This is a genomic window from Pseudomonas carassii (genome assembly GCF_036324045.1).
Classification (GTDB): Bacteria; Pseudomonadota; Gammaproteobacteria; order Pseudomonadales; family Pseudomonadaceae; genus Aquipseudomonas; species Aquipseudomonas peradeniyensis.
The window spans coordinates 49,697-71,834 of sequence record NZ_JAZDCT010000024.1 but is presented as its reverse complement, the minus strand read 5'-3'; the positions used below and the strand labels follow the sequence as shown (position 1 = coordinate 71,834).

The 22,138-nt window shown below is 63.3% G+C and carries 22 protein-coding genes; 4 read left to right on the top strand and 18 right to left on the bottom strand.

Annotated features, from left to right (window positions below; all coding sequences use genetic code 11):
- Window positions 1-112: 112 nt before the first annotated feature.
- The 10 genes from V0R62_RS17905 to V0R62_RS17860 form a co-directional block, all read right to left on the bottom strand.
- Entirely contained in the window at window positions 113-325 is a 213-nt protein-coding gene (locus tag V0R62_RS17905; RefSeq protein WP_330104690.1) for a formate dehydrogenase subunit delta, read from the bottom strand.
- Entirely contained in the window at window positions 322-3,198 is a 2,877-nt protein-coding gene (fdhF, locus tag V0R62_RS17900; protein WP_330104689.1) for a formate dehydrogenase subunit alpha, read from the bottom strand. The genes V0R62_RS17905 and fdhF overlap by 4 nt, the downstream gene beginning before the upstream one ends.
- Window positions 3,195-4,739, bottom strand: a complete 1,545-nt coding sequence (locus V0R62_RS17895) for a formate dehydrogenase beta subunit (RefSeq protein WP_330104688.1) — start codon at window positions 4,737-4,739, stop codon at window positions 3,195-3,197. Before V0R62_RS17895 ends, fdhF begins: the two co-directional genes overlap by 4 nt.
- Window positions 4,733-5,218, bottom strand: a complete 486-nt coding sequence (locus V0R62_RS17890) for a formate dehydrogenase subunit gamma (protein ID WP_330104687.1) — start codon at window positions 5,216-5,218, stop codon at window positions 4,733-4,735. Before V0R62_RS17890 ends, V0R62_RS17895 begins: the two co-directional genes overlap by 7 nt.
- A 387-nt stretch (window positions 5,219-5,605) precedes the next feature.
- On the bottom strand, window positions 5,606-6,763 hold the full coding sequence (locus V0R62_RS17885; RefSeq protein ID WP_330104686.1) for a glutathionylspermidine synthase family protein: 1,158 nt from the start codon (window positions 6,761-6,763) through the stop codon (window positions 5,606-5,608).
- A 2-nt stretch (window positions 6,764-6,765) separates the two neighbouring features.
- On the bottom strand, window positions 6,766-7,521 hold the full coding sequence (locus tag V0R62_RS17880) for a DUF1190 domain-containing protein (protein WP_186733430.1): 756 nt from the start codon (window positions 7,519-7,521) through the stop codon (window positions 6,766-6,768).
- A gap of 25 nt (window positions 7,522-7,546) precedes the next feature.
- Window positions 7,547-7,972, bottom strand: a complete 426-nt coding sequence (locus tag V0R62_RS17875; protein ID WP_028692698.1) for a DUF350 domain-containing protein — start codon at window positions 7,970-7,972, stop codon at window positions 7,547-7,549.
- A 12-nt stretch (window positions 7,973-7,984) separates the two neighbouring features.
- Window positions 7,985-8,641 (bottom strand): DUF2491 family protein, encoded by a 657-nt coding sequence (locus V0R62_RS17870; protein WP_186713614.1) that lies wholly within the window; start codon window positions 8,639-8,641, stop codon window positions 7,985-7,987.
- Window positions 8,642-8,893: 252 nt separating this feature from the next.
- The gene (locus V0R62_RS17865) at window positions 8,894-9,595 is read right to left on the bottom strand and encodes a PspA/IM30 family protein (protein ID WP_028692700.1); all 702 of its coding nucleotides are present in this window, start codon (window positions 9,593-9,595) and stop codon (window positions 8,894-8,896) included.
- Window positions 9,596-9,611: 16 nt separating this feature from the next.
- Entirely contained in the window at window positions 9,612-10,226 is a 615-nt protein-coding gene (locus V0R62_RS17860) for a YjfI family protein (RefSeq protein ID WP_330104685.1), read from the bottom strand.
- A 216-nt stretch (window positions 10,227-10,442) separates the two neighbouring features.
- Here V0R62_RS17860 and V0R62_RS17855 point away from each other — a divergent pair, with 216 nt between their 5' ends.
- Window positions 10,443-12,464 (top strand): acyltransferase family protein, encoded by a 2,022-nt coding sequence (locus V0R62_RS17855; RefSeq protein ID WP_330104684.1) that lies wholly within the window; start codon window positions 10,443-10,445, stop codon window positions 12,462-12,464.
- A gap of 109 nt (window positions 12,465-12,573) precedes the next feature.
- Here V0R62_RS17855 and V0R62_RS17850 read toward each other — a convergent pair whose 3' ends face one another.
- The 3 genes from V0R62_RS17850 to V0R62_RS17840 all read right to left on the bottom strand — a co-directional run bounded on the left by V0R62_RS17850 (window position 12,574) and on the right by V0R62_RS17840 (window position 14,260).
- Window positions 12,574-13,206 (bottom strand): hypothetical protein, encoded by a 633-nt coding sequence (locus V0R62_RS17850; RefSeq protein ID WP_330104683.1) that lies wholly within the window; start codon window positions 13,204-13,206, stop codon window positions 12,574-12,576.
- Entirely contained in the window at window positions 13,121-13,498 is a 378-nt protein-coding gene (locus V0R62_RS17845) for a hypothetical protein (protein WP_330104682.1), read from the bottom strand. The genes V0R62_RS17850 and V0R62_RS17845 overlap by 86 nt, the downstream gene beginning before the upstream one ends.
- Before the next feature lie 393 nt (window positions 13,499-13,891).
- Window positions 13,892-14,260, bottom strand: coding sequence for an antibiotic biosynthesis monooxygenase family protein (locus V0R62_RS17840; RefSeq protein ID WP_330104681.1), 369 nt, complete (start codon window positions 14,258-14,260; stop codon window positions 13,892-13,894).
- A gap of 94 nt (window positions 14,261-14,354) precedes the next feature.
- Here V0R62_RS17840 and V0R62_RS17835 point away from each other — a divergent pair, with 94 nt between their 5' ends.
- Window positions 14,355-14,819 (top strand): MarR family winged helix-turn-helix transcriptional regulator, encoded by a 465-nt coding sequence (locus V0R62_RS17835; protein WP_330104680.1) that lies wholly within the window; start codon window positions 14,355-14,357, stop codon window positions 14,817-14,819.
- A 54-nt stretch (window positions 14,820-14,873) separates the two neighbouring features.
- Here the strand turns inward: V0R62_RS17835 and V0R62_RS17830 are convergent, their stop codons facing one another.
- The 4 genes from V0R62_RS17830 to V0R62_RS17815 form a co-directional block, all read right to left on the bottom strand.
- Window positions 14,874-17,285, bottom strand: coding sequence for a TonB-dependent siderophore receptor (locus V0R62_RS17830; protein ID WP_330104679.1), 2,412 nt, complete (start codon window positions 17,283-17,285; stop codon window positions 14,874-14,876).
- A 208-nt stretch (window positions 17,286-17,493) separates the two neighbouring features.
- Window positions 17,494-18,414 (bottom strand): FecR domain-containing protein, encoded by a 921-nt coding sequence (locus V0R62_RS17825; RefSeq protein WP_330104678.1) that lies wholly within the window; start codon window positions 18,412-18,414, stop codon window positions 17,494-17,496.
- Entirely contained in the window at window positions 18,411-18,926 is a 516-nt protein-coding gene (locus V0R62_RS17820) for a sigma-70 family RNA polymerase sigma factor (protein ID WP_330104677.1), read from the bottom strand. The genes V0R62_RS17825 and V0R62_RS17820 overlap by 4 nt, the downstream gene beginning before the upstream one ends.
- Before the next feature lie 225 nt (window positions 18,927-19,151).
- Entirely contained in the window at window positions 19,152-20,192 is a 1,041-nt protein-coding gene (locus V0R62_RS17815) for an alpha/beta hydrolase family protein (protein ID WP_330104676.1), read from the bottom strand.
- Between the two features lie 493 nt (window positions 20,193-20,685).
- On the opposite strand from V0R62_RS17815, the gene V0R62_RS17810 reads away from it, so the two are divergent.
- Window positions 20,686-20,883, top strand: coding sequence for a hypothetical protein (locus V0R62_RS17810; protein WP_330104675.1), 198 nt, complete (start codon window positions 20,686-20,688; stop codon window positions 20,881-20,883).
- A gap of 59 nt (window positions 20,884-20,942) precedes the next feature.
- Here V0R62_RS17810 and V0R62_RS17805 read toward each other — a convergent pair whose 3' ends face one another.
- The gene (locus V0R62_RS17805) at window positions 20,943-21,197 is read right to left on the bottom strand and encodes an aminoglycoside phosphotransferase family protein (protein ID WP_330104674.1); all 255 of its coding nucleotides are present in this window, start codon (window positions 21,195-21,197) and stop codon (window positions 20,943-20,945) included.
- Between the two features lie 68 nt (window positions 21,198-21,265).
- Between V0R62_RS17805 and V0R62_RS17800 the strand changes: the two genes are divergently transcribed.
- Window positions 21,266-21,709 carry a hypothetical protein gene (locus V0R62_RS17800; protein WP_262974287.1) on the top strand — a complete coding sequence of 148 codons (444 nt, stop codon included), beginning with the start codon at window positions 21,266-21,268 and terminating at the stop codon, window positions 21,707-21,709.
- Window positions 21,710-22,138: the final 429 nt, after the last annotated feature.

Genomic DNA, 22,138 nt, shown 5'->3' with positions numbered 1-22,138 from the left:
GGGCTGCGCAGCGGCCCCAGGATTTCACTGCCGAACAAAGATCGCTGGGGCCGCTTTGCGGCCCTTTCGCGGCACAAGGCCGCTCCTACAGGGGTAGGCATGAATTGCGCAATCAAACCACCGGCTGAAGTGCCTCGCGCACCAACGCATCCAGCCCCTCGCCTCCCTCGGCCTGCAACCGTTCACCCAACTGCCGGCGCATGGCCGGCGTCCAGAAGCTCTGCAGATGCTGCCTCACCCCCTGCACCGCCTTGGCGTGATCCGGCTCGCTGTCGAAGTAATGGGCGATCTGGTTGGCCATCTTCACCAGGTTATCACTGCTCATCGACGCACCTCCGCCGCTTCCGCTTGCCGGCGCTCCTTGAGCAAGCGCCGCTGCTCGTCACTGAAGCGCTGGTAGCGTTTCTGCCACTCCGACGGCTGGAACACCTTCGCCACTTCAACCGCAGTGACCTTGTATTCCGGACAGTTGGTGGCCCAGTCGGAGTTGTCGGTGGTGATCACGTTGGCGCCGGACTCTGGGAAGTGGAAGGTGGTGTACACCACCCCCGGCGCCACCCGGCCGCTGACCCTGGCGCGCAGCACGCTCTGCCCGGAACGGCTGCCGATGCCCACCCAGTCACCGTCGCTGATGCCCCGACTCTCGGCATCGCTGGGGTGGATCTCCAGACGGTCCTCGTCATGCCAGGCGACGTTGTCGGTGCGCCGGGTCTGCGCGCCGACGTTGTACTGGCTGAGGATGCGCCCGGTGGTCAGCAGCAGCGGGTAGCGGCTGTTGACCTTCTCGTCGGTGGGCACGTAGCCGGTCAGCATGAAACGCCCCTTGCCGCGCACGAACTGGTCGATGTGCATGGTCGGCGTGCCGTCGGGCGCGGCGTCGTTGCAGGGCCATTGCAGGCTGCCGTGACGATCGAGCTCGGCATAGCTGACCCTGCGGAAGGTCGGGGTCAGGCGGGCGATCTCGTCCATGATCTCGGCGGGATGGCGGTATTCCATGGAGTAACCCAAGGCACCGGCCAAGGCCACGGTGGCCTCCCAGTCGGCCTTGCCGGCCAGCGGCTCCATCACCTTGCGCACCCGCGAGATACGTCGCTCGGCGTTGGTGAAGGTGCCGTCCTTCTCCAGGAACGAGCTGCCCGGCAGGAACACATGGGCGAACTTGGCGGTCTCGTTGAGGAAGATGTCCTGCACCACCACGCACTCCATCGCCAGCAACGCGGCGGTGACGTGCTGGGTGTTGGGATCGCTCTGGGCGATGTCCTCGCCCTGGCAGTACAGCGCCTTGAAGCTGCCGTCCAGCGCGGCCTCGAACATGTTGGGGATACGCAGGCCCGGATCGGGCTGCAAGGTCACGCCCCAGGCCTGCTCGAACTCGGCGCGCACGCTCTCGTTGGAGATATGCCGGTAGCCGGGCAGCTCGTGGGGGAACGAGCCCATGTCGCACGAGCCCTGCACGTTGTTCTGCCCGCGCAGCGGGTTGACCCCCACCCCTTCGCGGCCGATGTTACCGGTGGCCATGGCCAGGTTGGCGATGCCCATCACCGCGGTGCTGCCCTGGCTGTGCTCGGTCACACCCAGGCCATAGTAGATTGCCGCGTTGCCGCCGGTGGCATACAGCCGTGCGGCGGCGCGGATCTGCTCGGCGGGCACGCCGCACACCGGGCCCAGGACTTCCGGGGCGTTATCCGCCAAGCTGACGAAATCACGCCAGCGGGCAAAGTCTTCCGGCTCGCAGCGGGCATCGACGAAGCGCTGGGCCAGCAGGCCCTCGGTGACGATCACATGGGCCAGGGCGTTGAGCATGGCCACGTTGGTGCCCGGTCGCAGTTGCAGGTGCAGTTCGGCGCGGGCATGGGGCGAATCGACCAGGTCGATGCGGCGTGGGTCGATGACGATCAGCCGGGCGCCCTGGCGCAGCCGGCGCTTGAGCTGCGAACCGAACACCGGATGGGCGTCGGTGGGGTTGGCGCCGATCACCAGCACCACGTCGGCCTGCATCACCGAGTCGAAGCTCTGGGTACCGGCGGACTCACCCAGGGTCTGCTTCAGGCCATAGCCGGTCGGCGAATGGCAGACTCGCGCACAGGTGTCGACGTTGTTGTTGCCGAAGGCCGTGCGCACCAGCTTCTGCACCAGATACGCCTCTTCGTTGGTGCAGCGGCTGGAGGTGATGCCACCAATGGAATCGCGCCCGTACTTGAGCTGGATCCGCCGGAACTCGCTGGCGGCATAGGTGACCGCCTCGTCCCAGCTGACCTCCTGCCACGGGTCTTCCAGGCGCTTGCGGATCATCGGTTTGGTGATGCGGTCCGGGTGGGTCGCGTAGCCCCAGGCGAAACGCCCCTTGACGCAGGCATGGCCATGGTTGGCGCCGCCGTTCTTGTCCGGGACCATGCGCACCAGCTGCTCGCCCTTCATCTCGGCGCGGAACGAGCAACCCACGCCGCAGTAGGCGCAGGTGGTGATCACCGCCCGCTCGGGCTGGCCGAGCTGAACCAGGCTCTTTTCGCTCAGGGTGGCTGTCGGGCAGGCCTGCACGCAGGCGCCGCAGGACACGCATTCGGAACTGAGGAAATCATCGCCGCCGGCCGCCGCTACCCGCGAATCAAAGCCACGCCCGGTGATGGTAAGGGCGAAGGTGCCCTGGATCTCCTCGCAGGCGCGCACGCAGCGGTTGCAGACAATGCACTTGCTCGGCTCGTAGTCGAAGTACGGGTTGGACACATCCTTCTGTTCGGCCAGGTGATTGGCGCCGTCATAGCCGTAGCGCACCTCGCGCAGGCCGACCTGGCCGGCGACGGTCTGCAGCTCGCAGTTGCCGTTGGCCGAGCAGGTCAGGCAGTCCAGCGGGTGATCGGAGATGTACAGCTCCATCACGTTGCGCCGCAGGTCGGCCAGGTGCGGCGTCTGAGTGCGCACCACCATGCCCTCGCTGACCGGCGTGGTGCACGAGGCCGGGTAGCCGCGCATGCCGTCGATCTCGACGATGCACATACGGCACGAGCCGAAGGCCTCGAGGCTGTCGGTGGCGCACAGTTTGGGAATGCTGGTGCCGAGCATGGCGGCGGCGCGCATCACCGAGGTGCCGCCGGGCACGCTGATCGAACGGCCATCGATGACCAGGCTAACCTGCACCTCGCTGACCCGTTCCGGGGTGCCCAGGTCGATGTCGTTGCGGGGATCGAAGTAGTTGATCATTGCGCGGCCTCCAGGCCGAAATCGGCGGGGAAGTGCTTGAGGGCGCTGACCACGGGGTACGGGGTCATCCCGCCCATGGCGCACAGCGAGCCGTACTGCATCGTGTCGCACAGGTCGCGCAGCAGGCCGGCCTGGCTGGCGCGGTAGGCCGGGTCGGTGCTGGCGATCAAGCGGTCGACCACCTCCACGCCACGGGTCGAGCCGATCCGGCAGGGCGTGCACTTGCCGCAGGACTCCTCGGCGCAGAACTGCAGGGCGAAGCGGGCCATGCCCGCCATGTTCAGGGTGTCGTCGGCCAGCACCACGCCACCGTGGCCGAGCATCGCGCCCAGGGCGGCGAAGGCTTCGTAGTCGAGCGGGGTGTCGAACTGCGCGGGCGGCACCCAGGCGCCCAGCGGGCCGCCGACCTGCGCCGCCTTGATCGGCCGGCCACTGGCGGTGCCGCCGCCGTAGCCTTCCACCAGCTCGCGCAGGGTCAGGCCGAAGGCGCGCTCCACCAAGCCGCCATGGCGGACATTGCCGGCCAGCTGGAACGGCAAGGTACCCGTGGAGCGGCCCATGCCGAAATCGCGGTAGAACGCCGCGCCCCTGGCCAGGATGATCGGCACCGAGGCCAGGGTAAGCACGTTGTGCACCAGCGTCGGCTGGCCGAACAGGCCTTCGAGCGCCGGTAGCGGCGGCTTGGCCCGGACGATGCCGCGCTTGCCCTCGAGGGATTCGAGCAACGCGGTTTCCTCGCCGCAGATGTATGCGCCCGCCCCCACCCGCACCTGCAGGTCGAAGGCCACGCCGTTACCGGCGACATCCAGGTACCCGGCCTCGCGGGCCAGCAGGATGGCCTCGTTCAGCGCACGCACGGCATCCGGGTATTCCGAGCGCACATAGATGTAGCCCTTGCTCGCTCCCACGGCGAGACCGGCGATGATCATGCCCTCGATTAGCAGAAACGGATCGCCCTCCATCAGCATGCGGTCGGCGAAGGTGCCGGAGTCGCCTTCGTCGGCGTTGCACACCACGTACTTCTGCCCGACCGGCGCCTGGCGCACGGTACGCCACTTGATGCCCGCCGGAAACGCCGCGCCGCCCCTGCCCCGCAGCCCGGAGTCGAGCACCGCGGCGACCACTTCGTCGCCGTCCAGCAGCGTGGCCTGGCGCAGGCCTTCGAAGCCGCCGTTGGCGTGATAGTCGTCCAGCGACAGCGGCCGGGTGATGCCGGCGCGGGCAAACAGCAGGCGTTGCTGCGTCTTCAGGTAGGGAATCGCTTCGACCGGCCCCAGCGCCAGGGCATGGCTGCCGGGGTCACCCGCCAGGGCGTCGAGCAGGCCTGGCACATCCTCGGGGGTGACCGGCCCGAAGCCCACGCGGCCTTGCGCGGTGTCCAGCTCCACCAGCGGCTCCAGCCAGTACAGGCCACGGGAGCTGGTGCGCTTGATATGCAGCGGCAGGCGCCGCTGCGCGGCCTCGCGGGTCAACGCCTCGGCCACCTGATCGGCACCGACGGCGCAGGCCAGCGAATCGCAGGGGATGCACAGGTTCAGCATGCCTTCACCTCCTCGCGGCAAGCGTCCACCAGCGCTCGCAGGCGTTCGGGGGTGACGCGGGCGTAGAGCCGGCCATCGAGTTCCAGGGCCGGCGAGCAAGCGCAGGCGCCCAGGCAATACACCGGGCGCAGGTCGAGCGCGCCATCCTCGGTGCGGCCGTGATCCTCCAGCCCGAGCTGCTCGCGCAACTGCGCAGCCAGCGCCTCGGCGCCACGGCTCTGGCAGGATTCAGCGCGGCACAGGCGCAGGGTATGGCGGGCCGCTGGCGTGGTACGAAAATCGTGGTAGAAGCTGATCACCCCGCCCACCTCGGCCTGGCTGAGGTTGAGGGCATGGGCGATCTCGGCGACGGCGCTGTCGGGGATGTAGCCGGCACCGGCCTGGATGGCGTGGAGGATCGGCAACAGGGCGCCGGGGGTGTCCTGTTCACGGGCCAGGACGCGTTGGATCAGGGGCAGGTGGTTCAAGTCATCAGGCATACAGCAGACCTCGGCATCCCGGGGCAGCCCGTGGGCGGGCGGCGGTCCGGCGGTGTTCAGCTGCGGTGCGGGCCAGGTCACGGTGGCGGCAGGCCGGGCACCCTCCTTGTCCGTGGCCGGGCGTCTTGCTGCGCTCGGTCCACGGGCATCCTCAGAGCATGGCAGTTATTGCGCGAGGGGGTTGTGCGCGGGCGACCCGGCGCGTCCTGAAACCGACCACCGGAGGGGGAAGAGTAACCTGTGTAGGAGCGGCCTTGCCGAGGCGTCGGACCGGCCGGAAAGGGCTGCGTAGCAGCCCCGGGATTTCAGCATTGAGAAAAGATCGCCGGGGCCGCGTTGCGGCCCTTTCGCGGCACAAGGCCGCTCCTACAAGGACAGCGCAGGCGGTCAGTCCAGCACTACATGGGGCAGGAAGCGCGAGCTGTCCTTGGTGATCAGCGTGTCGTCTTCACGAATGCCGATCCCCGAGGCCAGGTCGCCGATCACCCAGGAGCCGATCAGGGTGTAGCTGTCGCCGAACTTCGGCAACGGCGCGAAGCCCTGCAGGATGTAAGGCGCATCGTCGTAGGGCCCGTCCTCGAACACCCGCTGGTCGTCACTGGTGCGGATATCCACGTTGGCGCCCTCGCGGGAGAAGTACGGCTTGCGTACCCAGCCCTTGGGCACCGGGCGTCGCGGGTCTTCGTCGAGGAACGCCGGCAGCAGGTTCGGGTGCCCTTCGTGCCATTCCCACAGCAGCGGCAGGATGCCCTTGTTGGAGATCAGCGCCTTCCACGCCGGTTCCACGAACTGGGTATCGCAGCCGGCGATGGCCTGGCCGAAGTCTTCGTGGAAGATATGCTCCCAGGCGTGCAGCTTGAACAGACGCGGAATCGGCCGGCCCTCGAGGTCGACGAAGCGTCCTTCGCCATTCAGGCCGATGTCCTCCACATCGATGTGCCGGGTGCTGATACCCACGTGCCCGGCCATCTTGCGCAGAAAATCCGTGGTACCACGGTCTTCGACCGAGCCGGCGATGGCCGAGAAGTAGAACGGGGTTTCACGCTCGAAGGTGCCGAAGGCTTGCACCAGATCCTCGGCCAGGGAGTTGAACTGGCTGGCATGGGCCGGCAGCACGCCGCGCTCGATCTGCTGCTCCAGCCAGATCAGCTGGAACGCCGCCGCCTCGTACAGCGAGGTCGGCGTGTCGTAGTTGGCCTCGATCAGCTTGGCCGGGCCGTGGCCGTCGTAGCTGAAATCGAAGCGCCCGTAGAGGTGCGGATGCCCCTCTTTCCACGAACGGCGCACCAGGTCGAAGAACGCCGGCGGGATCGCCAGGCGGGTCATCAACGCCTCGCTGTCGACGATGCGCTCGACCGCATCCAGGCACATGGCGTGCAGTTCCTGCGTGGGCGCCTCCAGGTCACGGCTGACCTGGGCCTCGCTGAACTGGTAGTAACCACGCTCGTCCCAGTAGCGCTCGCCGTCGATGGTGTGGAAGGCGAAACCTTCGCGTTCGGCGGTGGCGCGCCAGTCCAGGCGTTCGTCGATGCTGACCTTGCGCATGCTCAACCGCCGAAGCTGAAGCCGCCGCTGCTCTTGCCGCCCCAGCCGCTGCGCGCAGTGGCCTGGCTGCCGAAGCCGCCGCGGGAGATCGACGAGGACACACTGGAGCGGGTCGAGGTTCTGGACTTGTAGCTGCTACCACCGCTGGAGCTGCCGGAGTAGTAGCTGCTGTAGCTGCCGCCACTCTGCTGGGCCTGGTCGGAGCGCTCGAAGCGCTTGCCCTGGTCGATCTGCTGGCCGAGGGTGGTGGTGCGGTAGTCGCCGCGGCTGTCGCGGTACTGGTACACCGGCTGCGAGTAGTACTGGCGGCTCCCGCCACTCATCATCTGGCCGAGCAGCAGGCCGGTGAGCAGGCCGTTGAAGTTGCTGCCACCGCTGACGGCCTGGCCGCTGCTCTCGACCTGGGCGCGGGCTGCGTCGACCTGCGACTGGCTCACTTCACCCGACACCGCCAGCTCGAAGCCACCCAGGCGCGGCATGTAGCGGCCGTCGCTGGTGACCTGGCAGTAATCGGGCACGAAATCGGCCTCGCAGGCCGCCTTGTCGCCATAGGTCGGGGCGACCCGGCGGTGATCGGCCAGCGCCTCCATGTAAGCGTCGGAACACACATCCACCGGCATCTTGTCATCGACACAGGCCTGGACGGTGGTGTAGTTGCTGCGCTTGCTGACCGTGTAGGTCTCCTCGGGCGCGCTGCACGCGGTAAGCGCCAGCGGCAGGGAGCTGGCCAGCACCAGCTTGACGGAACTTCGTCTCATTTAGGGCTCCTTGCGCGCAAACGGCTCAGACTGACGGGGTCATGCAGGCCGAGTTGAGGAAGCCCACGCTGATCGCCACGGCGGCGGCGTAGATCGCGGCGGCCATCTCGCCCTTGGCGATGCGGCTGGCCAGGCCCTTGAGCACCAGGCTGGTGATGCCGAAGGCCAACAGCTGCACCACGGCGGCAATCACCACCCAGACCACGAAATCGAGCAGGCTGACGCTGTAGGCGATGATGTTGCTGGCCGGCAGCGAGAAGCCGATAAGCGCGCCGCCCAGGGCGATGGCCGCGGCGCTGTTGTTGTCGCGGATCAGGGCGAACTCGCGGTGCGGGGTGAGGTGCGTGTAGATGAACTGGAATACCCAGAACAGCACCAGCGCCACGCTGATGTAGAGGATGAAGCCGATCACTGCCTGGGCGTTGAGCGACATGCGAAGAGCGTCGAGCATGGTGAATCCTTGTCAGATGACGTTGAAGTCCGTTGATTGCAGGGTGACACCCACCGAAGTGGTCAGGCTGACATTGCCTTGCTCATCCTCCTCCACCGACAGCAGGAGGAACTCGCGGCGATCGGTCAGGCCGGTCTCGCGGGCATACAGCATGGACAGGTGCTGGATGCGGTAGCTGGTCTCGGGGCTGGTGACCCTTTCGCTGATAGGCGTCAGCTCGGTCTGCCCTTCTTCGCTGCCCCACTGGCGGACGAACTCGTAGCCTTCGTGTTCGTAGTACGGCAGGCCGATGGTCGACTCGGGGCCAACCAGGCGCTTGAGTTCGGCGTCACTGTTGATCGGCAGCACGCTGTAGTAGCCGAACAGGATGATATCGCGCACGTCCTCGGCAGACGTGCCGTTCATCACCACCTGCAGCCAGTAATCCTCGTCTTCCATGTAGAAGCGCGCCAGGCGCACCGACTGGCCGAGGTCGACCTCGCCGACGGCCCAGACCACTTCCTGCTCAGGGACCTCCAGCTCGGAGTGGCCGTCGAGCAACAGCTTGAGCGAGGGGTCGAGCTTGAGCATGCGTCCGCTGCCCAAACCGAATGGCAGGTTGCCTGGGGCCTGGCTGCCGGCGGCAGGTTTGGGGGCTTCGAAGCCCATGAAGCGTTTCAACCAACCCACGGGGCATCTCCTTGAGAGGGTGACGGAACCGGAGCCAATGCAGGTGCTGAAGCGAACAGGCTGGGCCTGTGGGGAGAAAGCGACATTGAAGATCCCTTGGGTCGCGGCAGTCCTTTGGCGGGGGCGACACGATACTGCTTTTCGTGCGCTCCGCCAACGGGTCTGCAGCAGGGTTTTGCGCCAGCCAGGCCGGCCTCATCGCGGGGCAAGCCCGCTCCCACGGAGCGCGGTGAGGCCGGCCCACTCAGCGGATCACTCCGCCGGCTTCGCCGCCTTGGCCTTCAAGCGCGCCAGCACATCATCGGCGCCGCTGTTGCTGGCACCGATGCCAGCCGCCTTCAGGCGTGCCTCCAGGTCGCTGCCATCGGCCTTGCCAGCCAGCTCCGCCGCTGCTTCCAGCTCGGCCGCGCGCTCGCTCTGGCGCTTCTTGATGCGGTCCAGCGAGCCGACCGCCGTCTCCAGGCTGCCATTGGCGCCGCCGGTGGCCGACGCCGCGCTCACCTGGGCGCGCTGCACGCTCTCGCGGGCCTTGACCAGGTCCACCTGCTGCTTGAGGCCCTTGATCTGCGCCTCGGTCTTGCTCACGGTGGCGGTCAGGGTCGCCACCGACGCACCGAACTGGTCGGCCAGCGCCTGCTCGGAATCGCGCTGGTTGGTCAGGTCGGCGATGCGCGCCGCGCACTCGTGGGCCAGCCCCTCCTCACCCTTGTCCAGGGCGGCGATGGCTTTCTGCTCCCAATCACCAATGGTCTTGTCGAACTCGGTGATGCGCTGCTGCGCGGTTTTGTGCTTGGCCATGATCTTGACCAGCTGGTTGCGCGCATCGATCAGGTTGTTGTCCGCGTCGCGGATCTCCTGGTCGAGAATGCGCAGGGCCTGGGAGTCGACGATCGCCTCACCGACTTCCGAAGCGCCGCCACGCAGGGCGGTGACGATCTTTTTCAACAGGCTCATGGGGCAATCTCCGGAATCAGTGGGTGAAGTAGTCTTCGAAGTCTTCGGCGGCAGTGATGACGTTGTCGGCCAGGGTGTGGATCTCCTGGACGATGTTGTCCAGCGACGAGGCCGCGCTCAGGGCGCCAAACATGGTGTACACCGACTCGCCCGAGGGCAGCGTGTGCAGGCCGATGGACGACAGCGGGAACACGTCGCGGGTGCGCAGCACCGCATCGTTGAAGGCCGCCGTGTCCTTCACCTGGCTGGCCTGCACCAGCAGCGTGTCGACCAGGATCTGCTCGCCGGCCACAGCGATGTACAGCGGCAGGCCGTCCAGCTCATGCATGGTCAGTTTCAGGCTGGGTTCGGCACCCTGTTGCAGGGACAGGCCGATCGCCCCGCCGCGTACATCCTCGAGGCCCTGGAGGGCGCCGTGCAGCGATTCGATCGTCCAATGGTTGTGCTCGGTCATGAAATCCTCCGTTCTGACCTGTTTGCCCGCGAGGGGCTGACGTAAAGCCTTCTCGATACCGCGCAAGGCGGCGGCATGCTCTGGCAGGATCCACAGCTCACGCTTGACCAGGCCCGCGGCCTTGAGCCGGGCGCGCATGTCGCGCATGTAGTCGGTGGAGCTTTTCTTGCCTGCCATCGAGGGGTGTCCTTGTCTCACATGTGAGGTACGTTACGCCTGGACTGTGACATTCGCAAGTCTCACATGTGAGGTATCGATTTGCAGGGAACTTACAAGGTGGACCTGCCGAAACGACGCACCGCCAGCTTCACCCGCCAGGCGTGCTCGTCATTTCAAATCCGCTTCAGGTAAGATCGCGCGCTGTTGAAACCCGACCTCTCTATTAGGCCACTGATGAGCAACCCCAACTTAACCTACAGGCCCGACATTGATGGGCTGCGCGCCATTGCGGTACTGAGTGTCGTCCTGTTCCATGCCTTTCCCGCCTCACTGAAAGGTGGCTTCATTGGCGTCGATATCTTCTTTGTGATCTCCGGCTATCTGATCACCACGATCCTGCTCAAGAGCCTGGACAACAAGACGTTCAGTCTTTCAGACTTTTACGGTCGACGCATAAAACGAATTTTCCCGGCGTTGATTCTGGTGCTGGTCGCTACCTATCTACTCGGGTGGATGACACTGACAGCCGATGAGTTCATGCAACTCGGCAAACACATCATTTCCGGCGCTGCCTTTGTCTCCAATTTTGCCCTGTGGGGGGAGTCGGGTTACTTTGATACCTCTGCACAGTTGAAACCCTTGCTCCACCTGTGGAGCCTTGGCATTGAAGAACAGTTCTATATTGTTCTTCCGCTTGCCCTTTATCTCTGCAACCGCTTCAAATTCAGTGCCGCCGTCTTGATGGCCTGCGCCGCCGTCGCCTCCTTTGCCCTCAATGTAAGGCTGATTGGTTACGATCCCACGGCCACGTTCTATTCCCCACTGACCCGTTTCTGGGAACTGCTGTGCGGGAGCCTGCTTGCCTGGTTCATGATCTACAGGGGTTCCAAGGCCGTCACTGTCGAATGGCATGAACTGCCGAGCAGAACCCGGCAGATGCGGCATGTGCTGTCCTTCCTTGGGCTCGCCTTGCTGATTTTCGGCCTGACTCATATCAAAAAGGGCTCGCACTTCCCCGGTACAAAAGCACTGATTCCCGTTGCTGGCGCAGTGCTGCTGATCATGGCCGGGCAAAACGCATGGGTAAACAAGCGCATTCTGTCCACCAGGATCATGGTATGGATAGGCCTCATCAGCTTCCCACTGTATCTCTGGCATTGGCCTCTCTTCTCCTTGCTACGAATCAGCGAAGGGGAACCCGCTGCGTTGACCATGGCGGGCACGTTGCTGCTCGCAGTCATACTGGCCTGGGCAACCTATCGCTTCCTTGAACGCCCCATCAGAAACGCCACCTCGGAACGATTCAAAGTCATTGCACTTGCCAGCGCAATGCTGGGCGTCGCAGCAGTCGGGGTAACGACCTACCGGGCCAATGGTCTACCCGAAAGGCACGCCAACACCTCGATCGCGAGCTACGCCAACAGCATCGCCAGATCGAGTGCGCAGCGCCAAAGCGAATGCGTTGATGTGCTGCACGCCTACAAGAAGGAAGGGAACTGGTACTGCCAGATCGGCACATTGAAGCAGAAACAGGACATTTTCGCGTTTGGCGACAGTCATGCCTACAGCCTGCTGCCGGCCTTTGAAAAGCTTGCAGATGAACATGCACTGTCTATTGCCTTCTCCTCAGCCTCCGGCTGCCCACCACTGCTCGGCATCCAGTCACTGCGCGGTGAGCAGGAAATCGAGAAGCGTAATTGCCAGGCACTCAATGAACGAATTTTCGCCTACATCCAGGCCGAGAAGATCCGAACCGTGGTGCTGGTTGGTCGCTGGTCCTACTATGGTGGCGGCACAACGAACCCCGCCGACTTCAACCTCATTGCCAGGCCCCCGGCAACGCAGGCGACGCTGGAGCAATCTGCGCAAGACTTGCGTTGGGCAATAGATCACACAGTTGCCCGCTACCGCGATATCGGCGTCGAAGTCTATCTGGTAGAAGACAATCCCCAGCAATTAAAAAATGCCAAGGAAATTCTGCGCCCAGGTAAAGGCCAAAAGGAAAACTACGACAGAATGTCCGTTTCCCTGGGCGAACACCTGAGAAACACAAAGTTCGCAGTGGATACGATCCGGGCATCAGGCGCTCATGTGATCCGCTTGGACGATACATTATGTGACAGCCTGATCTGCCCGCTCACGCATGAGGCGAAGTTCTGGTACTTCGACGATAACCATCTAAGTGCCACAGGAGCACTCGCCGTGTATCCAGAGATCGAGAAAGCACTGACACCCCGCCCGCTATCCGTTCAATAGATGCAAGGCGCTCGATCTGGCTTTCACGCCGACTGACATGTCGACCACTCCGGAACTTCAGCGTCACTGATACCTTCCGGAGTGGACTTGTCGAGCCACCTGCACTGCCCTAGCCCGCCACCCGCACCAACCGCTGCAACACCTCGATCACCCGCGGATCGCGTACCTCGAGCACGTCCATCTGTATCCGCGCAATCACCGCCTTGAGCAGCTCAGTCTGGCTCATCCGGGTCTGCTGCAGCAGTGCCAGAAAGTCCTCTGCCATGTGTGCGTTGACCTTCATCGACAAGCGCCGCGTGGCCCCCGACGCCTGTAACCCACGCTGACGCCGCTGCGCCTCCAGGGTCGCCACAAAGGCCTCGTGGCCAGGCTGCAAACCCATGCCCTGGCTGGCCTGCACCAGCCACTGGAAGTAATGGGCCAGGAACAGCTTGCGCAGGTGCGCCCCCGCCTCGCTGCACACGGCCTGCATTGCCGCATCCAGCACATCGAGATAGACCGCCGGTAGCCGTGCCTCGATGGACTTGAGCTGCTGCTTGCGCGCCTCGCGAATCGCCGGGGTGGACTGCGGCGGGATGGCCACCACCGTATCGCAGCCATCGCACACCCCCACCAGGATGTCCCGCGCGACGCCCTGACCATCGCTGAAGGGCACGTCACGCCGGGTGTAATGCATGGCGACCAGCGCCTGGCAGTGCTCGCACAGGGCCTGGCCGGTATCGCCTTCGAGCAGGATCTTCATGGTCGGAATACTCACTGGTGAACCACGTCTGGGGTTCGATGAAATAGAACTTGATGTACCAGCCGCAGCGCTTGAGCACATGGACCTCGATGGCCGGCACGGCGTGGTGCGGGCTGCGGCTGTAGTGACTACCGTCGCAGGCAAGGATGATGTCGATGACTTCGCCAGCGCCGACCTCCCCAATGGCCAGCAGGTTCTTGACCTCGATATCACCCCTTGAAACATGCAGGTAATCGCCGGATTCGAGCGCGGCGACTACCGCGCTCCTGACCGCCCTGAAACCCTTTGGCATGATCCTTCCTCGCCAATACGAAAATTGTCGTACAAAACCTTGAATAAGTCCACCCTCACCTCGACTCACACGACCAGCGGCGTCTAAACCAGGTCGAGATGCGAATGACACGCGTGGGATGAACTATGGCTTGGCGAGCGGAGCTGAGTTGGACGGCTGTGTAACAGCTACTGTCGAGAATTAACTGGATGTTTCGAGAAGGCTGGACGGGGCGGCACTTGGTATCAAGGGCGTTGCGATATCGGCAGATATCGCAGGTAAACCCTCACCAACCTGGCAGATATTTTGTACTACGACTGCGCTCGGCGAACGCCAGGCTCAACGGCCATGAGGCGGCTGCAAGCGACCGCCAAGACCCAGGCCATCGCGAACGTTCAGCTGATTGACCACTGTTCAAGCTGTGCAGATATTCGGCACAGCGACCTTGGTAAACAGATGCGGCATGGCCATGGTAGTTGAGGGGTACCGGCTCAGCGCATTGGCAAAGTCCGGATGATTGAAGGCATCCCGAAAGCGCTCGACCGATTCCCACACGGCGTAGTTCAGGAACATGTTGCTCCCTCCGATGGCCTGGTGAAGCTGTGTCGAAATGTACCCGGCACGCAGTTTCATCCAGTTGGCATCCAGCTCCCAGGCTCGAAGCAGGTCCGCTATGTCCTCCTCGGCGACGGTAAAAAGGTTCACCAGCACGACGGGAGAATCGCTGCACTGGAGCTGCTTCTGGATCGGCATGACAGGATCGAGCGGGCGAATGGAAAGCATAGGCACCTCTAAATTGTAAACATGATGACAATATGACCGACAAATCAAAACTACGAAATTGACACCATGATGTCAATATGGAAAAGTTCGCACCATGAAAACGCCAAACCACACACCCGCCGGACGCGCCGTGACCGATCTGGTCCTTGAGCTCTTTCGAACAAGCGCGCGAATGCTCACCGCAGGTGATCGCCTCGTTGCAGAGATAGGCCTTACGAGCGCCCGATGGCAGCTCCTTGGAACGGTCGCCAATACCGATCGAGCGCAACCCGTCTCATGGCTTGCCCGTGACATGGGCGCAAATCGCCAGAACGTTCAGCGAATCGTCAATGATCTTGTCAAGGATGGGATGCTGGAGTTCCAGCCGAACCCTCACCACCGCAGAGCACACCTGGTTGTGCTGACTGACGCTGGCAAAGAGGCGTTCAATCGTGCGATGAAGCTTCAAGCGCCCTGGATCAACGAGCTTGCGCAGGGGCTGGAGGTCGAAGACATCCAGACCACTCACCGGGTTCTGAACAAGCTGCGCAGCAAGCTTGAGGAAGAGCAAAAGGACTAGTCGTCTGCTAAGTCGATGGCCCCTTACGGGGCCACCACACGCATTTCATCAACCTCAGAACGCGTAGACCAACGTGGCCGTGGCACTGCGCGGGGTGCCATACCACCCACGCGCGCCGATCGCCGAGTAGTACTTCTCGTCCAACACGTTGTTGAGGTTCAACGAAACGCTGGTCTGCGGCGTGAAGGCATATTGCGCCATCAAGTCGACCACACTGTAGGCGCCCTGGGTGAACGTCTCGCCGTGAGGCCCGGTGTTCTTGTAGTACTCCATGCCCTGCCAGCGCACGCCACCGCCGACTTTCAGCTGTGCCAGGGACTGCAATCGATAACTGGTGAAGAGCTTGAAGGTATCACGCGGCACTTCGGTAAGCAGGCGCTTGCCATCGGCGTTCTCTGCCTGGGCATAGGTGTAGCTGGCGGAGACTTGCCAATCGGGCAGGATCTGCCCAGCCATTTCCATCTCGAAGCCGCGAGTCTTGGTGCCGGACTCGGCGCGGTAGGCCTGTTCGCCGTTCGGTGCCTTGTTGATCCCGTCTGCCACGGCGAAGTTGTCCTGCTGCACTTCGAAGACACTCAATGCTGTGGTCAGGCGTTTTTCCCAGAACTCGCTCTTGATACCTAACTCGTAGTTCACGCCCTCCAACGGCTCCAGGTAGCCACCACTGGCATCCTGCCTGCTCTGCGGCTTGAAGATGGCGGTGTAGCTGGCGTAGGCCGACCAGTTCTCGGCGAAGTCGTAGACCAGCCCCGCATAGGGCGTGACCACCCCGCTCTCGCTGCGCGAGGTACGCGTGGTTTTACCGTCTGACAGGATGGTTCCGGTTTGATCGCGTTTCCAGTCGATCACCCGCGCGCCGGTAATCAGCGACAGGTCATCGGTCAGGCTCCAGCGCACCGACGCCACCAGGCCGTCCTGGGTTTCATCCAGCGCATCTTCCGAATACTTGGTGTGAATGGCATCCGGGATCGCCAGCGAACCGTCCCAGGTATGGATGTTGTCGATGGACTGGCTCGTCCACAACTCGTAACCGGGGTTACGGTAGTAGGCTCGATAGTGGCTGGCACCGAGGTACGCCTGATGTTCACGGGACAGCAGCTCGAACGGGCCGGTGGCCGAGAGATCGAACGACGTCTGCCGTGGCTCACCCGCCCAACGCCCCGTCCAGGTGCTGATGCCGCTGCCATCGGGATTGACGGTGCCGGCGGCGGCAGTGGCGAAGGTGTCGTCATAGCGGCGGCGACTGTGCTCGGCGTTCAGCTTCAATTGCCAGCCGTTGTCCAGCTGATGCTCCAGGGTGGTGAACAGGGTTTTCGCACGACGCTTGTGGTAGCTCCAGTCCGAGGCCGAGTTGAACGAGCGCGACGGATTGAAGTGGCTGCCATCGGTATTGAACATCGGGAAGCCGTGGTTACCCGCGCCATCGTTGTCCATCTCCTGGTATTCCGCGCCCACGGTCAGCATCGTGCTGTCGGTGACGTCCCACTCCAGCACGCCGTAGGCCACCTGCCTTGCCAGCGACTGGCGGTCGATATGGCTCTGGCTGTCGGTGGTCGAGGCCACGAAACGCCCACGCACATGGCCGCTTTCCGACAGTTTGCCGGACAGGTCCAGCTCGGTACGGTAGCTGTCCCAGGAACCGGCCTTGAGGGTCAGCTTGCGCTGGGTCTCGACAGTCGGCTTCTTGCGGACCAGGTTGACGGTGGCGCCAGGATCGCCGGTGCCCGACATCAGACCCGTAGCCCCGCGCACCACCTCCACGCGGTCGTACGACACCATGTCGGCCAGGTCGTCGCGAAAGCCAAAGGTATCGGGCCGGCTGACGCCGTCGACCTGGATGTTGCCGACCTGGAAGCCCCGCACATAGATATGGTTGGCGTCGCTACCGGCCGGCCCCATGCTGTCGACGACCACGCCTGGCGTCTGCTCGAGCACCTGGGTCACGTCCGTGAGGTTCTGATCCTCGATCTGCTGGCGGGTCACCACGCTGACGGACTGCGGCGTCTCCCGCGCCGACAGGCGCAGGCCGGTCGCGGTGCTGGCGGAGCCTGTGGTGTAGCTGCCGGTGCCTTCGGTGGTGCTGCCCAGCCCCAGGGCATCGACACTGGTCGCGCCCAGTTCGACGGCGCCGTCGTTCTGCACCTTGCTCAGCACATAGCGCTTCTCGCCCACCTGCTGCACCCGCAACCCGGAGCCCTGCAGCAATGTGGCAAACCCCTGGTCCAGCTCGAAGCTGCCCTGCAGCCCCGACGAGTGCAGCCCGGAGGTTTCGTCGTTGCTGAAGCTGATGGTCACGCCGCTGGCGGCAGCGAACTGGCTGATCGCAGCGGCCAGGCTGCCGGCCGGGATATCGTAGCGCTGCGGGGCGGCCCAGGCGGTCGAGGTCGCCAGTGCGCCAGCGCAAAGGCTCAATGCGAGGGTCGCCTGGCGAATGCTGCAGGCTAGCGAGGTACGGCGTGCGGACATGAAAAGGGGTTCCTGTACTGATGGGCTTGGGCACGCTTGAAGCGCGCGCCCTGAAGAGCCGAAGCAGCGTGAAAAATCTGCTACCCCAAATGCGAAAATTTCTCGAATGCTGGGACAGGATGAGCAATCACCCAAACTTTCAGTCTGTGTTGTCGCACAGGATTCGAGGCGTAGAAGGATTAGAGGCGTGGGAGTGAGGCCGCCCCCCCTACCCCACCCCAAGTGGCTCCAGCCTCACCCAGTAGCGTGTCACGCGCCGTGCACGAACCGGCAAGGCATCCTCCAGGCTGGCCAAAGCAACATCGGTGTCATCAAGATTGAACGCCCCCGACAAGCGCAACCCGGCAACCTCCTGCGCACACCCGAGATACCCAGGCCGATAGCGCCCAAGCTCACGAACCACATCGCCCAGGCGCCAATCGACGCTGACCAGCATGCCCTGCGCCCAGGCCTGGGCACCGGGGGCCAGGGGACGCAGCGACCCGATGCTATCGGCAGCGAAGCTCAGCCCATACCCGGCATCGATACGCATCATTTGCGACGTTTGCCCTGGCCGCACCTCCACGGCATGGGCAGCCACCGCCACATGGCTTATCCCGGCGTCCTGGCGCACGCTGAAACGGGTACCCAGGGCAAGGATCACACCTTCAGCGGTGCGCACGCTGAGCGGGCGCGAATCCTTGGCGGTCTCCACCAGGATCTCGCCCTGACGCAAGTGGATCAGCCGCTGGCTAGCGTCGAAGCGGATATCGACGCGGCTGTTGGTATTGAGGTCCAGGCGCGTGCCATCGGCCAAAGTCAGCTGGCGCCGCTCGCCGGTCCGGGTCGAGTAATCGGCGCTCAACGGCGAGAGTCGGTAGCCCTGCCAACCCACCACGCCGACACCCAGCAACAGCCCCAGCGCCTTCACGGCATGGCGCCGATCCCGCCGGGCGATTTCCAGGGTCTGTGCGGCGCCGCTGGGGGCGTTGCCCAGGCGGCCTTGCAGTTCCTCCAGCCGCGCCCAGGCGGCGGCATGGCGAGGATCGGCGGCGCGCCAGGCTTGCCAGGCGGCGCGGGTGGTTGCATCGACGTTGCTGTCGTGCAAACGCACGTACCAGTCCACGGCCTCGGCAAGAATGGCCTTCATGCACCTTCGACCAGCAGGCAGTGCATCAACCCGCGCGCCAGGTGCTTGCGCACGGTGCTCACCGAAACACTGAGACGTTCGGCGGCCTTCTCGTAGCTCAAACCGTCCAGTTGCACGGCAAGGAAAATCGCTCGGGTGCGCGGGCCGAGGCCGTCGAGCATCCGGTCGATGGTCATCAGGGTATCGAGGATGGTGGCGTGGGTTTCGGCGGAAGGTGCGTAGTTCTCCGGCTGTAGCGCCAGGGCTTCGAGGTAGGCGGTTTCCAGGCTACGGCGGCGATAGAGGTCGATGACCAGGCCCCGAGCGATGGTGGCCAGGTAGTGACGGGGCTGGTTGAGGGTGCTGGCGGTACGCGCCAGCAGCACGCGGATGAAGGTGTCCTGGGCCAGATCAGCGGCATCGGCGGAGCTGTTCAGGCGTTGGCGCAGCCAGCCGTGGAGCCAGGTGCTGTGCTCGCGGTAGAGCGTTTCCAGGCCGCAGTGGACAGTGCCGGCGGGAACAACGGTGGACATCACGCCCTCCCCCAAAAAGATTACCAGGTGCGAATAAGAATTTGTCGCAAGTGTACTGAGTGAGGGCGGGATTGGGAATGGTGGCAGGTGCGATGTGAGTCGAGTGGTCGAGTGCCACCTGGGGGTGGTCGCCAGTTTCCTCACATCGCTGGATAGATTTTCATGAACGGATCAATTGTCTGTATTACCGGCGCAACAATTGATCCGTCCCATGATTGATCGTCGTCAGTTATTAAATGACTGCGCCAAAAACTCGGTGATCTGCAAGGCTATCTGCTGCTGGATCAACGCCCGTGGCCGAGCGTTCTCGCCATCCCGGCAAATGACGCCATCACCGGGTACCTCCTCTTCGAGCAACGCCAATGCGCCAGGTTTGCACATCGACAAGAAGCTGAAGTGGCTGGCGTCCTCGATCTCGACATAACGACTCGTCGCTTGAGGCAAACGCTTGGCCAGGTCGGCGGACTCCAGCTGTGCCGGCAGGTCTGCGGAGGGCGCGCCCGCCGCGATCACCAGCGTCGGTACCGGCAATGCCGCCAGACTGTCGTTGGTCATGCCACGTGACAGGCCCAGATCCAGGGTCACGATGGCCGTCACACGCTTGTCACTCAGATCGTCGTCCAGTCGGGCTTTCGATGCCGGGCTGCGGTCGGGATTCATCTGTTTGTAAACGTTGCAACTGGCCAACTGCGGATGGGCGATGCAGTCCTGGGCAAAACGCTCGGTGTCGAACCGGGCACCCGCAATTTCCAGGGCTGTCCAGCCGCCCAGCGAATGGCCTGCCACGGCAATTTTACCCTTCGCCACCGCCCCGAACCGAGTCGGCTGAGCCATCACCGCATCGATGGCCCGTTGCAGGTCGACGGGACGCAGCCACAGCTGTGCCGCGGCTTCAGGGTCGCGATTGCGGGTGGTGGTGCCGGGATGGTTGACCGCCGCCACGATGTAACCCTGCCGAACCAGCGCGCTGGCCAGCCAAGACTGGTTTCCCCAATTGCCGCGGTAGCCGTGGGACAGTACCACCAAGGGGTGCGCACCTGCGGCAGGAGGCGCATCGCGCACGGCAGGATCACCGACAAACACCGGTGTATCACCGATCAATTGCGGCGTGGCAGTGGTTGTACTTGGGTACCAGACGGCCAGCTCCAGCGGGCGGTCATTTTGTTTATCCGCCAGGGTAGCGGTACGGAAACCGATGGGTGTCTCTTGCGCAAACGCCGATAGGCTCAAACAGATGGAGAGCAAGAAGCCGAGCACTGTTTTCATTGTTTTTATCTTCCTTGATGGGATCCGCGTCAACGGGACGCGATCGGGTCCGCGCAGAACGTATCAGCTAGCGTGCCATCACCTCAAGGCACTGACTCCGATCTGCTCGGAAAGGGTTACTCGTCAAATAACGTCCAGCCATGGCCAATATCGCCAAACCCTTTTGCCGCAAAAAACAAGACAAGTTCCGCTGGGTCGAAGTCCCTGTACAACCAATGCCCCGGCATCGGTCCTTTTGTTATCACATACTCCAAGCAGTACCGCGCAACCGCTCCCCTACCGAAGGAGGTCGAATTCAGTTCAAAGGTATCGCCCTAGTTGAGAGCCCATAGCGTCCTGACGAAATCATCATCAGTGACAACACCTTCAGCCGTTTCGATCAGATACCGTTTATGGAGCTTTTTTTGAAGCCTGGTGCTTCTGACCATGGATCAAGAAACCTGTAAACAGACCACTTTGGGTCATTAACCACCGCTCAATCAGAAGATTTTGCTTGAACGACTGGCTTGCGCCAGAGGGGATGCCCCTGCTTGGGGAGCGTTCGCTGAACGGGCGTGGTAACGGCTACCTAGCAGGTTTTGGCCTCGATCAACGCTTGACGCAAATCCGGAATCGCCTCGCCTGCATCGTCCTCGACTACCTTGGCAACCTTTTCAATATCAATGTCACGCATTTCACGCCACTTCGCTGATCTCAGTAGAACTCACTTTGGCACATTCGACTTGCCGGGTGGCCGTAGTGACAATGATATTAATGAACCAGAGCACCACCATTGAGCGCCAAAGCTGCCTGCTTGGCCATCTCAAGCCTGCTGTCTGGCTCAATACCGTCCTCGATCATCCAGGTCGCCAACAACCCTGCCCATGCCAGCACCCATTGCAAAAACCTGCGGGCATCAATACCGGCAACAGCCGAGATGATCGCTATCCGGCGCGCAAAGCCCCCGGTGCCAACGCGCTTGAATCGTCCGGGTTGCCATGGGGCGCACGCACTCCGTCGGACCATGAGAACTAAAAGTACGGCCCTGGGTCTGACTCGCACCCAAACCCTCGCCCCTCGGAGGCGTACAAACCATGAAACATAAACTGGTCGCCATCTTCGCTTGTACATTGGCGCTTGGCGCTACTGCGTTGTTGCCTGCGGATGTCTCACCCATTGGCTCAGCCTATGCCAAAGGCGGTGGCGGTGGCGGTGGCGGTGGCGGTGGCGGTGGCGGTCATGGTGGTGGGAACGGTGGCGGCCACGGCGGCGGCATGGGTGGACACGAGGGTGGTCGTTCCGGCTTTGGTGGTGATCACGCAGGCAAGGCCAGTCGCGATCACGGCGTCAGCGGCAACCGATACGGCAGCCTGCGCAATGATGACAACGGCCATGGTTCCGTTACCTCTGGCGTAGCCCACTCCAAGGATACCCGCGGCCTGTCCAAATCCACCGCCGTCTCGCAGACAACCCCTGGGGATCATAACCAGAAGGGCCTGAGCAACGCGGTCCGGTCTTCGTCCAAGAACGATCGGTAAGCTGAGAGTTCCACGATCCCATGCCCAGCCTCGTGCTGGGCTTTTTGCATCAGCTTCAGAGCATTTCTGGCCTGGAGGCGCCCAGCCGGGTAGCGCTTGGAATGTTGAAACAGGCTGTTATGGAATGAATCGCCTGGTCGGGCCCTGTTCGCCGGCAAGCCGGCGCCTACGGGGGACAGGAAAAACGCCCTTCGTACCAGCCGGCACCTTATCGCCAATTGGACCGGACGAATCCCGCCATGCTTGAAACTGGCGGCCATCAACCTTTCCATCGCTTGCCAGCGGGACCCTCCGCCTGGCTTCACTGAGTTCGTGCCCCCTACTTATGCAATCCCAAGCCGCTTCCTCCTTGCGCACCGAGCCATCCCGCCGCTTCTCCGTGGCGCCGATGATGGATTGGGCAGTTTTATCTTGAAACCCTTGAATCAC

Bases quoted from the DNA above. Each gene is read 5' to 3' on its own strand.
- V0R62_RS17905 (WP_330104690.1), bottom strand. From the start codon at position 325: ATGAGCAGTGATAACCTGGTGAAGATGGCCAACCAGATCGCCCATTAC.
- fdhF (WP_330104689.1), bottom strand. From the start codon at position 3,198: ATGATCAACTACTTCGATCCCCGCAACGACATCGACCTGGGCACCCCG.
- V0R62_RS17895 (WP_330104688.1), bottom strand. From the start codon at position 4,739: ATGCTGAACCTGTGCATCCCCTGCGATTCGCTGGCCTGCGCCGTCGGT.
- V0R62_RS17890 (WP_330104687.1), bottom strand. From the start codon at position 5,218: ATGCCTGATGACTTGAACCACCTGCCCCTGATCCAACGCGTCCTGGCC.
- V0R62_RS17885 (WP_330104686.1), bottom strand. From the start codon at position 6,763: ATGCGCAAGGTCAGCATCGACGAACGCCTGGACTGGCGCGCCACCGCC.
- V0R62_RS17880 (WP_186733430.1), bottom strand. From the start codon at position 7,521: ATGAGACGAAGTTCCGTCAAGCTGGTGCTGGCCAGCTCCCTGCCGCTG.
- V0R62_RS17875 (WP_028692698.1), bottom strand. From the start codon at position 7,972: ATGCTCGACGCTCTTCGCATGTCGCTCAACGCCCAGGCAGTGATCGGC.
- V0R62_RS17865 (WP_028692700.1), bottom strand. From the start codon at position 9,595: ATGAGCCTGTTGAAAAAGATCGTCACCGCCCTGCGTGGCGGCGCTTCG.
- V0R62_RS17860 (WP_330104685.1), bottom strand. From the start codon at position 10,226: ATGGCAGGCAAGAAAAGCTCCACCGACTACATGCGCGACATGCGCGCC.
- V0R62_RS17855 (WP_330104684.1), top strand. From the start codon at position 10,443: ATGAGCAACCCCAACTTAACCTACAGGCCCGACATTGATGGGCTGCGC.
- V0R62_RS17850 (WP_330104683.1), bottom strand. From the start codon at position 13,206: ATGAAGATCCTGCTCGAAGGCGATACCGGCCAGGCCCTGTGCGAGCAC.
- V0R62_RS17845 (WP_330104682.1), bottom strand. From the start codon at position 13,498: ATGCCAAAGGGTTTCAGGGCGGTCAGGAGCGCGGTAGTCGCCGCGCTC.
- V0R62_RS17840 (WP_330104681.1), bottom strand. From the start codon at position 14,260: ATGCTTTCCATTCGCCCGCTCGATCCTGTCATGCCGATCCAGAAGCAG.
- V0R62_RS17835 (WP_330104680.1), top strand. From the start codon at position 14,355: ATGAAAACGCCAAACCACACACCCGCCGGACGCGCCGTGACCGATCTG.
- V0R62_RS17830 (WP_330104679.1), bottom strand. From the start codon at position 17,285: ATGTCCGCACGCCGTACCTCGCTAGCCTGCAGCATTCGCCAGGCGACC.
- V0R62_RS17825 (WP_330104678.1), bottom strand. From the start codon at position 18,414: ATGAAGGCCATTCTTGCCGAGGCCGTGGACTGGTACGTGCGTTTGCAC.
- V0R62_RS17820 (WP_330104677.1), bottom strand. From the start codon at position 18,926: ATGTCCACCGTTGTTCCCGCCGGCACTGTCCACTGCGGCCTGGAAACG.
- V0R62_RS17815 (WP_330104676.1), bottom strand. From the start codon at position 20,192: ATGAAAACAGTGCTCGGCTTCTTGCTCTCCATCTGTTTGAGCCTATCG.
- V0R62_RS17805 (WP_330104674.1), bottom strand. From the start codon at position 21,197: ATGGTCCGACGGAGTGCGTGCGCCCCATGGCAACCCGGACGATTCAAG.
- V0R62_RS17800 (WP_262974287.1), top strand. From the start codon at position 21,266: ATGAAACATAAACTGGTCGCCATCTTCGCTTGTACATTGGCGCTTGGC.